At 31.0% G+C, this 13,108-nt stretch carries 14 protein-coding genes; 2 read left to right on the forward strand and 12 right to left on the reverse strand.

Translation table 11 applies throughout. The annotated features are described in order from the left end of the window. Position 1 precedes the first annotated feature (1 nt). Positions 2-1,354 carry an AbiH family protein gene (locus ABD745_RS03525; RefSeq protein WP_344825265.1) on the forward strand — a complete coding sequence of 451 codons (1,353 nt, stop codon included), beginning with the start codon at positions 2-4 and terminating at the stop codon, positions 1,352-1,354. A gap of 106 nt (positions 1,355-1,460) precedes the next feature. Here the strand turns inward: ABD745_RS03525 and ABD745_RS03530 are convergent, their stop codons facing one another. Both ABD745_RS03530 and ABD745_RS03535 read right to left on the reverse strand, forming a co-directional pair. Next, entirely contained in the window at positions 1,461-2,234 is a 774-nt protein-coding gene (locus tag ABD745_RS03530; protein WP_344825268.1) for a GLPGLI family protein, read from the reverse strand. 13 nt (positions 2,235-2,247) lie between these two features. Continuing rightward, positions 2,248-2,517, reverse strand: a complete 270-nt coding sequence (locus tag ABD745_RS03535) for a hypothetical protein (protein WP_344825271.1) — start codon at positions 2,515-2,517, stop codon at positions 2,248-2,250. A 191-nt stretch (positions 2,518-2,708) separates the two neighbouring features. Between ABD745_RS03535 and ABD745_RS03540 the strand changes: the two genes are divergently transcribed. Continuing rightward, positions 2,709-3,083 (forward strand): helix-turn-helix domain-containing protein, encoded by a 375-nt coding sequence (locus ABD745_RS03540; RefSeq protein WP_344825274.1) that lies wholly within the window; start codon positions 2,709-2,711, stop codon positions 3,081-3,083. 148 nt (positions 3,084-3,231) lie between these two features. Here ABD745_RS03540 and ABD745_RS03545 read toward each other — a convergent pair whose 3' ends face one another. From ABD745_RS03545 to ABD745_RS03590, 10 genes are all read right to left on the reverse strand, one after another. Further along, entirely contained in the window at positions 3,232-4,263 is a 1,032-nt protein-coding gene (locus tag ABD745_RS03545) for a hypothetical protein (protein ID WP_344825277.1), read from the reverse strand. A gap of 81 nt (positions 4,264-4,344) precedes the next feature. After that, entirely contained in the window at positions 4,345-4,740 is a 396-nt protein-coding gene (locus tag ABD745_RS03550) for an immunity 22 family protein (protein WP_344825280.1), read from the reverse strand. Positions 4,741-5,239: 499 nt separating this feature from the next. Next, positions 5,240-5,797 carry a YdeI/OmpD-associated family protein gene (locus ABD745_RS03555; RefSeq protein ID WP_344825283.1) on the reverse strand — a complete coding sequence of 186 codons (558 nt, stop codon included), beginning with the start codon at positions 5,795-5,797 and terminating at the stop codon, positions 5,240-5,242. Positions 5,798-5,800: 3 nt separating this feature from the next. Beyond that, positions 5,801-6,334, reverse strand: a complete 534-nt coding sequence (locus tag ABD745_RS03560) for an HD domain-containing protein (protein WP_344825286.1) — start codon at positions 6,332-6,334, stop codon at positions 5,801-5,803. Between the two features lie 151 nt (positions 6,335-6,485). Next, a complete protein-coding gene (locus tag ABD745_RS03565) occupies positions 6,486-7,634 on the reverse strand; it encodes an FAD-dependent oxidoreductase (protein ID WP_344825289.1) in 1,149 nt (382 codons plus the stop codon). Positions 7,635-7,658: 24 nt separating this feature from the next. Further along, entirely contained in the window at positions 7,659-8,408 is a 750-nt protein-coding gene (locus tag ABD745_RS03570) for a DUF6597 domain-containing transcriptional factor (RefSeq protein ID WP_344825293.1), read from the reverse strand. A gap of 2 nt (positions 8,409-8,410) precedes the next feature. Further along, a complete protein-coding gene (locus ABD745_RS03575) occupies positions 8,411-9,007 on the reverse strand; it encodes a hypothetical protein (protein WP_344825296.1) in 597 nt (198 codons plus the stop codon). Between the two features lie 9 nt (positions 9,008-9,016). Then, positions 9,017-10,747, reverse strand: coding sequence for a HAMP domain-containing sensor histidine kinase (locus tag ABD745_RS03580; RefSeq protein WP_344825299.1), 1,731 nt, complete (start codon positions 10,745-10,747; stop codon positions 9,017-9,019). A gap of 4 nt (positions 10,748-10,751) precedes the next feature. Further along, a complete protein-coding gene (locus ABD745_RS03585; RefSeq protein ID WP_344825302.1) occupies positions 10,752-11,864 on the reverse strand; it encodes a sensor protein KdpD in 1,113 nt (370 codons plus the stop codon). Between the two features lie 116 nt (positions 11,865-11,980). After that, on the reverse strand, positions 11,981-13,066 hold the full coding sequence (locus ABD745_RS03590) for a porin (protein ID WP_344825305.1): 1,086 nt from the start codon (positions 13,064-13,066) through the stop codon (positions 11,981-11,983). Positions 13,067-13,108 lie beyond the last annotated feature (42 nt).

The raw sequence follows: 13,108 nt of genomic DNA on the forward strand, positions 1-13,108 counted from the left end.
TATGGAAGAAAAAATTGTTATTCTTGGGAATGGTTTTGATTTAAGACATTTTTTACCTACATCATATAATCATTTAATTTGTATCCTATCCGAAATTGAAAAATTGGCAATTGATAAAAATACAGTTACCTTTTCAGATCTATTTGGTAATGTTTTTAAGAAAAAAAATGAATGGTTTTATCAAAAGATTAATGAATTTTATCAAATTGAGAATTTTAATTTTGATATTGAAGCAATTCAATCTATTAAAACAAGACTAAAAAATAATTCTTGGTTTCAATATTTTAAATCGGTTGATGAAAATAAAATTGAAACTTGGATTGACTTTGAAACTGAAATTGAAAGAATTTTACTTTCTGTGTTAGAATATTTTGAAAGCTTTAATAGAAATGATTTTAAAAAACCAAATTTTGGGAATATCGGTGGTGTTTCAAGGTTTTTTGTGCCAATAGATTTAGATAAAGAATATTTTAAAAATAAACTACAATCATTATTATTAAAATCTTTTGGTATATTTAGTGAATATGATCGCTATTTAATTGTTCAAGAAAAATTTATTTTAAACATAGGAAAGTATATTCAATATTATAAAGAAAGAGACTTTTTTAATTTTTTATATAGTTCATTAGAGGAATTTATTGGAATATTTAATGATTATATAGTTTACATTATCAATTTATTTTACATTAATCTTAGGGAAGAAAAAAAAGAAAATTTTATATTGAAGGATGGAAAATTGCTATTTGAAAATGTAAATCAAGTTTTTAGTTTTAATTACACTTCAACCTACGAAAATTTTTATAAAAGTGATGTAACTATTGATAATGAATTTCTTGTAGAGATAGGTGCTAAATTGAAAAAAAGGGAAAACTATTATCAATTTGTACATGGAAATGCAGTGTCAAATTGGAATGATGATTCTGAGAATTACATTAATAATTTAAATAAAATGAAAATAGTTTTAGGAGTAGATGATATTCATGATTCACTAAAAAAGCATAAACTATTTCAGTTCACTAAATATTTTCAGAAATTGGATAAAGAGACTGATTATCTTTTCTTAAAAGATTTTCAATCTACAAATGGATTGAAAAGTTTTGATAAATATACTTTTTATTTTTGGGGTCATTCTTTAGATTATTCTGACCGACAATATATTAGGGAAATATTTAAATTAGTAGAAAATAGTAATGGTAGTAAAATTAAAATTTTTTATCATTCTATTTCAGCAAAAGGAGATCAGCTAAAAAATCTTTTAGGAATTATAGAAAAAGAAAAAATTGAAAGATTTATGAAGTTTGATATTTTGGAGTTTATAGAAGCAACTCCAGAAAATTTATTTAAAGAACTTTAAGCAGATGCTTCGAGAGCCTCAGCATGACATTCCTAATACTAAATGTTTTTAATCAATCAATTTTTAGCGATGTCATGCTGAGGTTCTCGAAGCATTTTTTGTTTTATCATTTAGTTTCCCACTCAAAAACTTTTTCCAGACCAAGTCTTATATTTCGATATTGGCTTTCAGTTTTAGTTCCGGAAGGCATTTTGTTTAAAATTGCGTCCATTTCTTTATTTTGACTTCCTTCCTTCATTTCAATAAATTCTTTCATGTTCATTTTTGGATAATCTTTTAATGTGGGTGCGAAATTTATTTTCGGATCTACTGTTAATTCAATCTTTTCGGCTTTCCAGATATTGTAATTATTATTATCTTCTCGTATGTCTAAAATGAGTCCCGGTAAACCAAAAAACTTAAAAGGTCCTGCAGAATACGGAAGTTCTTTGGTAAAATACGCTGTAACTTGTGAACCTCTGAAATTACTCGTTGCTTTGATGCAATTGTAGCCAAGAATTTTTTTTGTTTTTGTTTCGTCAATTTTCCAAATAGGTTTTGCCACTTCATCGTGAACAAAATATTCCGAATCCTTGCTAATTCCTGTAAAAAAGAAATCCTTTATGTTTGCTTCATTTTTTAATTTAGAAATAAAATAATTTTTTGTAATAACTCTATTACTTTTTCTAATGGCAGAAATTGTACTACTTCCTGCTGAATTAACATTTATAACTGAATCCTGAATGGAAATAACATTATTATCTTTAATGTATAAATCTTCATATAGTGTCGCAATAGCAGACCTTACGTGATAATATTTTACATGGACTTGCTGTTGAGCAAATCCACGTAAAAAAAATATTGTAAAAAAAATTACAAGTGATATTTTCTTTAAAATCATATTCAATAATTTATTAAGGAGTAATATGATAACCTGTCTGTGATAAATTCCATTGGACAAAAGTTTGATATGCTTGACAAGACGATAATGTAGGAGCATCAGTTAAAAACCATTGTGAACCTATTGGATTGTCTTGATTATCATAAAATGTCACAAGTACACCACAAAGCCTAAATTTTGTTTCTTTTTTCTCGGTCTGCTTTTCAGATTTTTTTACTACCGCAGGTTTTGCACTTACTAATCCGGCAACTCCAAAGGCTGCCAATAAAATAATTTTTTTCATGTTTTTAGAAATTAAAATTAAAAAATAATTTGTTACACCAAAGTTATTTCGCGAAAACTTTTTTCAAAAATGTGAATAATTAGAGGTTAAGACAATTCGATTTCGAATAAAAGATATTCGAGATCGAATAAAATGAAATTCGTAGAATTTTATAAAAAAGAATTATCTTTATGGTTAAATTTTTTAACAGAATGAATAGTGTAGGCTTTAAAATAAAAAGACTTAGAGAAAGAAAAAATATTTCTCAGGAAGAACTTGCATATAAGTTAGACGTTTCTCAAGGAACCTTGAGTAAGATGGAAAACGGAATGGTTGAAAGAATAGATTTCAGTTTTATGCAGAAAGTTTGTGATTATTTTGAAGTTGATCCAAGTTATTTTTTAAATGGAGATACAATCATCAATAATGTTCATGATAACGAAAATAATGGAGGAGTAATGCTTGGCGATAATAATGGAACTATTAACAATTTTCCTGAAGAAATATTAAAAAATCAAGAACAAATTGCTAAGCTTATTGAAGTACAAAATAAGTTAATAGAAAAATTGCTTGGAAAAAATGAGTAATTAAAAATCAGATTATTTATTTTTTACTGAAAAGAAATTCCCTTCTTCTTTGATAAGTAATTACGAAATGTTATTATTTTAAAACTTAAAAAATATTGATTTTGAAATTAAATGATAATGAATCACTATTACATTATAAAGTTTTACTTTAGTTGGGCAATTCAGAGAAGGTGTATTTCTCTAATTCACCTTTTATATTTTTCCAGTTATTAACAATCTGAAACAAATAATTTGTAAGTTCAGGATTTGCATAAACCTCTTGTACACGAAAAAATTCATTGTTAAAATATGTTATTTTCGATAGATCATTTTCTGCATCTCTAGTTGCTTGCATACTTGTGGCTATAATTTCATCTTTATTTTTAATATTTTTCTCAATCAATATTGTTGCAATATTATCTAGTATCATTGAAATTCTTATAGCGGGTGGTGGATGTGAGTAAGATTTAACACATGAAATATTTAATTCATAAAAGCCGAATATTCTAAAGAAACAATAAATACTATAACTAAAATAATATATAAAGGTTTTCAAATCTTTATATATACCATTTCGAAAATCAATACTTTGGTTTTGAAAAAAATCATTTAGACATCGATTTGTAGCAAAACTATCAGCATCCATTTCCAAAGTTTGCAATGTGTTGATGATTTTAGTGTCAATTATAGTGTTAACTTCATGTATTTGTAAATTATGTTTAATTTTTATGAAATCAACATGTCCTCTTAAGATATGACAGATTTCGTGATAAATTACAAATTTACCAACTAAAGTAGTTTGCTGAGAAAGTAATTTGGAATAGTTTAGATCAAACATTATAGAATCAGGGTCAAAAGAATGATCATACTCTAAACCATTTTTTGTATTTACAAGGCTAAGTTTCGTGCATTTGAATAACGCATTCGATTTGCAAGATAAATTTTTCAAAAATAGATCCCGAATAATATCGAAAGTTCCTATATTCACACCGATCAAATAATTATTATTAAAAATTGCCGCAGTAGCATTTAAAGAATTATTATTAATTAGATTGAAATAAATTGGAGGCATTTTTGTATAAATACTTTTGATATGTTCGATCGTATTGTTCGAAAACTCAACTAGTTTTTTGACTTCTTTAGATTGAGGGTCGAACAAACCTCCAGCTGATTTAAAACATATTTCAAATTCTTCTTTCATGTATGTACTTTTCATAATTTAACAGTGTTTTTCAACTAATTTTATCTTTACATAACACAATTTATTTGGATATATGAATGTTTAAGCACTATATTCAATTCCTCCAATATAAATCAAAGAAAAAAGATCATTTTCCACAGAAACAGGTTTTGGAATTTGTTTATTCAGAAAAATAATAGAATTAATATCAAAATCAAGGTTAAGTTCATTGATTCTATTGATTAAAATCGGAAGCCACTGCTCAGCAAAAGAATAGTCTGCAAATTTTTCGTAGATCGTTCTGTTTCCATCTTCAAAGCCATATTCTACAAAATCATGATCCAGCCAGATCGTATCCTGAGATTCTGCAAATTTTGAAATATAGGTTTCGTCAGATTCTTCTTCCATGTAGAAATTTTCATCTTCCTCCACAAACTCATAAAAACTTTCCTCGCTATTGAAATTTCCTACCCAAAAATCTAATGTTTCTATATTCATAGTTTATCTGATTATTTTCCGTTTTTTTATTTAATTGAAACGGTCACTCAAAGGTATAAATAATATCAGAAAACATTTTGTTCAGAATAGATTTATTTAAAAATAATCCAGTGATAAAGTCATCATAAAAAACATGCTGATGAAATAATAAATGATAGTGAAAAAAATAATCAGAACTGAAAATATAGTATTATAGGAAAAATAACCTCTGATAATGGGAATGTCTTCAAGTAATGAATTTATTACTAAAAGCATCAAAAAGTAACCTGGAATTAGAATATTTATGAGAAGTATAAACAAAAAAGATTTTAGAGTATCATAAACTAAAGCTGTTGGAGTTTTTGCAATTAAAAAAATACTCAATAAAATGGTAATACTCAAGATTACGGCAAAAAGTAGCTTCGATTTTCGATTTTTATTCTTTTTCCTGAAAAATAGAAAAAAGTAAAGATTTGAAATTACAAAAACAATCGCAGTAATGATTAGAAATTCAAGCATATTACAAAACTCTTTTTCCCAATTCGCTTTCTTTAATTGTCCTTTCCAGTCTCGACAATCTCGTTTTTTCTTGTTTCGCACTCGTAATCCAATGCAAGATCACCTTTTTATAGGATGGAGCTTGATTATTGAAAAATTCCCACGCTTTTTTATTGGCTTTAAATTGTTTTTCGTAGTCAGGATAAAGAGTTGCCAATTCTTTTTCGTGAGAATAAATTGCAGATCTCTCTGGTTTTCTCAATGCAAAAGCTTTTTGTCCGGCTTCAGTCATTAATCCGGCTTTGGTAAGATCTTCCATTTTTTTAATATTGATGGCGCTCCAAATACTTGTCGGTTTTCTGGGCGTGAAACGAATGCTGTAACTTTCTTTATCAATCGATTTTCGGACACCGTCAATCCAGCCAAAACATAACGCCTGATCTACAGACTGCGACCATGACATTGAAAGTTTTTTTGTACTGACTTTCCAGAATCCAACTAAAAGCTCAGTTTCTTTCTGATGGTTTTCATCCAGCCATTCACGGAATTCTTCTTGTGTAGAGAAAAATGTTGGTGTCATTTTTTACTGATTATAAGTTTGAATTTTCTTCTCCAATCGATTTTCCAGATATTCATTTCCTCCACGAAGTTCTTCGAGAATAATTTGCGCTTCTACTTTATACTTTTTAATTTTTTCTTCTTTCCAAAAATAAGGAGGACGTTGCAGATTGGTAATTCTGTCCGCCAATTTCACAGCCCAAACTTCTTTTGGTTGCTCTTTGATTCTTTGTAGACTGTCCATCATTTTTTTATCTTTTTGAAGATCATCATTTTTTGTTAATGCTAAAACCGCATCGGCAACGGGTTTTCCGAATTCGTTTTCAAGTTCTTCGAAAGTTACATCCGTATCTTCCAACGTATCATGAAGCAGGGCTACCTGAACTGCAAATTCTATATCGAAATGTTCTGATTTTTGTGAAGCTACCAAAATTTCCATTGCAACATTGCTGAGATGAACTACATAGGGAAGATTGCTTCCGGGAATGGTCTGGTTTTTATCAGTATGTTTCTGAGCGGCAAATTTTATAGTTTTTTGATAAATATCCTGAATGTTCATAAATTATTTGTGATTGAAAATCGAATTTACAGATTTGTAACAAAATAAAACTAATGAATTGTAATTTTAAATTGTTTTTAATCGGAAAGTTTCGGGGCGGGAGCAAAGCTCCCGCCCCGAAACTAATTGTAATCCCAAAAAATACTGAACATTATTCTCCCTGAAACATTTTCAGGAGATTTTCAATTGCATTTTCAGAATGTAGCATTTCTGTATTTTCTAATGTTATTTTTGTGATTTCAGATGCCCTTTTCAACATATTTTGTTCATAATTTGAAATGGCAGATTTTACATCTTTAAATTGATCATTTGTCAGACATTCAGCCAATTCAAGAGCATCCTGCATTGCCATATTTACGCCTTCACCAGCATAAGGCGGCATTCTGTGAGCGGCATCGCCTAACAAAGTCAGATTTGATGAAGTTGCCCAACTTTGATCAAGAGGGTAGTGGTATTGTGGTCGTGGAATAATCGAAATTTCATCGCTTTGAAATAACTCTTGCCAAGTCTCATTCCATGAACTGAATTCTGTTTTAAACCAATCAAAAACCTGTTCCTTATTTTTAAAATCAACTCCACAATCTTTTATCCAGTTTTCATCGGCTTTACAGCCTGTGTAAAAAGTCAATGTTCCGTCACCTTTTGTACTGAACAACAAAGATTTTTCTTCATCTAAAGCAAAGATTTTCCCGCCATTCACCAATTTCCAAAGTTTTGGAGTGTTGATTTCTGCATTGTAAATATTTCCTTCAACCATCGTTATTCCTGAGTAAATTGGTTTAATATCCGTGAGATAAGGTCGGATTTTAGAATTGGCTCCGTCTGCAGCAATCACAATATCAGCAGAATAAGTTGTATTATTTTTAAAACGAAGCAACCAGCCTTCACCTTCTTTTTCCATAGAAACAAACTGACTGTCCCAAACTACAGTTTCAGGTTGTAAAGACTTCAGTAATATCTTTCGCAGCGGTGCTCTGTCGATTTCAGGACGGTCTTCGGAATGCGAATCTTCCGAAGCATGTTCATCAAGAAAAACATTCAGATTTTTATCTAAAACTTTTAATTTTCCTGCATTAGGGCGATAATTAGCTTTAAATTCATCAATCAGTCCCGCTCTGCGAAGAGCTTCTAAACCTGATTCTTCATGAAGATCGAGGGTTGCGCCTTGTACACGGACGTCTTTATTTTCATCTCGTTCATAGACTTTTACTTCTGCGTTTTTTAACTGTAAAAGCCTTGCTAAAGTCAATCCACCGGGACCACCGCCAATGATGGCTATTTTTTTATTTTGTATCACCATAATTTAAAATTTTATGGAACAAAATTACTTTTCAGGCAGTACGGAAAATTGTATAAATCGGTCGTTTTTGTTTTGATTGAGTTCTTTGGGAAGAAATCCCGAAAGTTTTTTGATTTCTTTGATGAAATGAGACTGGTCAGTAAAATTCTGTTCAGGAAATAATTTTCCCTCTTTGATATGCTGAAAAGAAGCTCTGAAACGGAGAATTCCACAATAGGATTTTAAAGAAATTCCAAATTGCTGGTTAAAATAACGGTTGATCTGTCTTTCACTCCAAACTACTTTTTCGGAAAGTTCCTTTACCGTTAAATTACCTTTTGATGAATACATTAAATCGAACAGCTTTAGTTTTCGTTCATCAATTTTTTGGGTAAGTTCCTGTTGAATTTTAATTGAAATTTTTTCGCAGAATTTTTCAAAATCATTTAAATCATCAACATTGAAATCCCAGAAATCGGTTGGTAAAACTTGAGCACTGTTTAATAATTTAGAAACACTTTGATGGAGGATGTATTCTGTTGCCAACAAGTTAAAGCTTACCGCAAAAATCTTGGTTTTTTCTGCAATAACGATTTGTTCGGGATGAGTGCCGATTCCCAATAAGACAGCCTGAAACGGTTCTTTTGCAGACTGAGAATAAATAAGATCGATCCTGCCATCGGGTAAAAGAATCACTTCCTTATTTTCCGACGGGTTATCCAGCATCCAAAAACTTTCAACGTAATCTGAAAGGGATGATTCTGGTTTTTGGGATTGATAGATTAGGTTTGACATTTTTAATCATCATTTAATATTTTATTGTCGTTGCTTAAACTGTTTAAAAATTCTTCAGGATTTGTCAAAAATTTATAACTGTTTGAAAGTTGGACTAATTTATAAACTTCTTTTTGTTCGGGAATGACAAGATTTCCCTGAATATCCATCAACAAGCAATCATATTTTTTTGAAATTTCAATGAACTTGTTTAAAAATTCTAAACCGTCTTCTCTTAAATCAGCACGAAAATGAAGTTCTTTTATTTTTCCATTTTCTTTATTTAAAATTAATGAGGTATCATGATCTATTGCTGTATTAATGGTTCTTTTGTAATGTTTCCAGTAATAATAGCGGGATTTGCTTTCTAATGGTTTTCTGGGAAATAATTTGTTGATGTAATAAATAATTTCTGCCGGAAGAATTTCTACGTAATTCCAAAATTTTATAGTTAAAGCATCAATGAAAAAGTCAGTAGTTTCCAATAAATTATCTTCTTCAAGATAATAATGATTATTTCTTTCTTGAAGATTAATATTTAGTTTGTTAGGAATAAATCCGAACTCATTAATAACTCCTTTTCGTGGAAGTAAGTTTAATCGAAACTGATAAATAGCCATTTATCAAATTTAGAAAATTTTATTTTGAGCCAAAGGCAACCTAAAATAAAAAGTACTTCCCTGATTCAAAGAACTTTTCACCCCAATTTCACCATGCTGTTTTTCGATGAAATTTTTGGAAATGGCTAAACCTAAACCTGTCCCGTTTTGATGCTCTCCTGGAACCTGAAAATAACGGTCGAAAACCTGACGGTGATATTTTTCGTCAATCCCATTTCCGGAATCTGCCACGCTGAATTGTATAGAATCTTCCAATTTATCAACAATCACCTGAATTTTTTCATCCTGAAAAGAATGTTTAATGGCATTGCCTAAAAAATTATTCATTACCCAGACTGTTTTATCAAAATCTGCAGTAATCGTATCATTTTCAGAGATATTGAGTTCTGTTGTAATGCTGATGTTTTTTTGTTCGGCAAGAATTTCTACATTTTTTATGGCAGTTTGTACAATTTTTTCTGGTGAACAATTTTCTATGTTTAAACGGATGTTTCCGGTTTCAACTTGCGAAAGATTAAGCAGTTCGCTCGTAATATCTAAAAGCCGTTGTCCGTCCTCATTAATACTTTTTAATAGTTCCTGCTGTTGATCATTTAAAGCTCCGAATTTTTGATTTCCAAGCAGCTGAACTCCCATTTTTATAGCTGAAATCGGAGTTTTCAGTTCGTGGGAAATGGTTGCAATAAAATTTGTTTTCGCAAAATCAAGTTCTTTGAAAGGCGTAATATTTCTTAGTAAAATTACTTTTCCGATGTATTTTTTTTCCTTTTCGCCTGTCTTTACAATATTAATAGGAACAATCTCCTGATCAAAATAATTTTCTTTATTATCGGCTGCAATCTTTAATGGTTCCTTTGAAGGATTATCGATGTTTTTTAATAATTCTCTTATAAGATCGTTATTGATGGCGACTTCATGCACAGTTTTTCCAATGATTTCTTCTTTGTTGAGATTGGTGATTTTTAAGGCTTCATCATTAATCATATAGATGAAATTGTTTTCATCCAGACCAATTACGGCATCATGCATATTGTTGACCAGCGTTTCAATTCGTTTTTTGTCCATTAATTGTGTTGAAAGCGTACTGCTTTCATATTCCTGCAGTTTTTCCGCCATAACATTGAAGGAATTGGCAAGGTCGCTAAACTCCTCACTTCCTTTAAAATGAACCCTTTCGTTATAGTTCTTATTCGCAATTTGTCTTATACTGAAAGTCAACTGATTAATGGGTTCGGCAATAGTTTGAGGGAGATTAAATAACAATGTAACAGCAATTAAAAAGCAAATCGTTCCCAAAGTAGCAATCCAGAAAGTGGCGTTTTCTGCAGTGATAATAGCAATGTCGCTTTTTCGTTCGATGCCTTTCATGTTCAACGACATGATTTTTACCAAATCTTCGCGAATCAGCTTTTGTTTTTCAATACTTGGCTGTTTCAAATAACTTTCGAAATGTAAATTAAGATTTTGAGTGGCTTCTTTTTCACCAAATTCTGTTAAATTTTTTTCCTGTAAAATATTGTTCTTCTTGAAATCTTTAATAGCAATCGCACTGTCGGTATTGATTTTATCTAAAGCCAGAAGCATATTTTGAGAAAATTCCAGGCTGTTATAATTGGCTGTAAGAATTTTTTCGGTGTCGGATTTTAATTTGTTGATATACACGGAACCAATCACCGAAAGTAAAACGATCAGTACGAACAAAAGACCTACTCCTAACGTGAGTTTTGTTTTGATTTTCATTGTTTTAAGATAAAATAATAATGTCTATTTGTCTTTCATTCAATCGGTTCATCAAAGTATAAATCCAGCTGTATCCTGAAAGCCTTTGCCAGAGTTTTGCGTGCGGTTTCCCGATGCATACTGTGGTGATATTATGTTCAATCACATAGTCTAAAATCCCTTTATGAACACTATTTTCCTTTGTCCGAATCACTTTGGCTCCCAATTCTTGTGCTAAATTAAAATTATTAATCAAATATCGTTGTTTATCTAACGCTATTTTTTCAGGATTTTCAGATGGTCGCTGAATGTACAAAACTGTCCACGGACTGTTGTAATAACTTGCCAGTCTTGCTGTTTTACGGATAATATTTTTCGCAATTTTCTCGTTGCTGCTGATACAGGCAAGGAATTTTATGGGTTTAAAATTTTCGGTTTTAATTTCTGTTTCGACTTTTCTTTCGACGTGGGTGGCGACTTCTTTTAATGCTAATTCGCGGAGTTGCAAGATATGTCCGCTTTGAAAGAAATTATTTAAAGCTGTTTGAATTTTTTCTTTTTTGTAGATTTTCCCTTCTTTCAATCGGGTTAAAAGTTCGTCTGCCGTTAAATCAATATTCACCACTTCATCCGCAAGAGCCAAAATTTTATCGGGAACACGCTCTGTAACTTCAATTCCTGTTATTTTTTTGACTTCTTCATTTAAACTTTCAATATGCTGGATATTCATCGCACTGATGACATTGATTCCGTTGTCTAAGATTTCCAGAACGTCCTGCCATCTTTTTTTGTTTTTTGAGCCTTCGATGTTGGTATGTGCCAATTCATCCACTAAAACAACTTCAGGATGAATGTTAATAATGGCCTGAAGATCCATTTCCTCCAGGTTTTTTCCTTTATAAAAAGACGACCTTCTGGCGATCTCAGGAATTCCGTCTACTAAAGCTACCGTTTCTTCTCTTCCGTGAGTTTCCACATAGCCTATTTTTACATCGATGCCGTTTCTCAACAAAGCATGGGCTTCCTGAAGCATTCGGAAGGTTTTTCCGACACCTGCGCTCATACCGATATAGATCTTGAATTTTCCTTTTTTGGATTTTTGGATCAGTTCTAAAAATTGTTTGGCTGATGATGACATTGATTTTATTCTTTTTAATTGTATTTTTTGAAACATAGATGTTGTTGGAAGTTTGAAACTGCAGGCTGGAAGTCATTAACCGTAATCTTTACTCCGGCTTCCATCTTCATACTTAATTAAAACCAAGCCGAAAGACTTGTTGTAATGAAGAAATTTCCTTGCTTAAACTCATCATTTTTTACAAAAATGGCATCTTTAGAAGTAAAACCTCTCGCTTCTGTGCGGAATACTACATTTTTTAAGATCGCATAATCAACATTCAGAGAATATCCGAAAGTCTGAAATCCGTTTGGCATTTTTGTACTGATGATAACTCCATTTTTATCACTGTAATATTCAAGTCTTCCTGCTAAAGCCCATTTATCATTAAATTGATATTTCATCAGCATATTTGGAGTGTACCAAATGTTGTATTGTTCGCTTCCTTTTAATTTTTGTTCGGCTCCGATATCAAAACCAAGAATGGCAGAAAACTGTTTCGTCACTTGAAAACTTCCAAACAAATCATGGAAATAACGCATTTTTTTCTCCTCCTTTGATTTATCATTTCCGATGAAAGAGCTGCTGTTTAATGTAATTTTATTATTCGGTTTATAGGTAATCTGATGTCCAAATGAGATGCTTTGATTTCCTTCGACTTTTGCAATGCGTTGCCATCCGTTCAGAATCAATCCGCTTAGAAACCACTTTCCGCTGTCTGAAGTGTAGGAGATTTTTGCGCCCGTTTCAAAGTAAGGCGAATTTTCTGCTGCCAAACTCCTTGTCAGATTCATATTATCTTTTCCGATAGCACTTTCCCAACCGATATGGGAAGGCATTATTCCTGCATCTATCCATAGGTTTTTATTTTTTGATATTTTAATTCCAATATTGGCTTCATTTACATATCGTAATGCTTCTTGTTCAGCTGCCATATTATCTTGTGCATAAGTTCCTGCCATTAAAGCAAAATTAGCTCTGAGATTTTCACTTTGATAAGCGGCTTTTACAAGTCCTAAATTAAGATTCAGCTCATTGTGACGATTGTATGAATAGAGAAAATCCTGACGGTTATGATTAGCAGGCTCATTAAAATCATAGCTGTAAAAAAGTTCTGTATAGGCAGAAAAAGTGATCTTATTGCCAAGTTTCATCGAATCCGAAGATTGTGCCTTCGAGAAAAATATCCCAACCATAAACCCAATGACAATATACTTTTTCATTTTAAAATTTGTTTTTTAAGAATTGTACTTTGTTTAAACAGC

Source organism: Chryseobacterium ginsenosidimutans, from assembly GCF_039536845.1.
Lineage (GTDB): Bacteria > Bacteroidota > Bacteroidia > Flavobacteriales > Weeksellaceae > Chryseobacterium > Chryseobacterium ginsenosidimutans_B.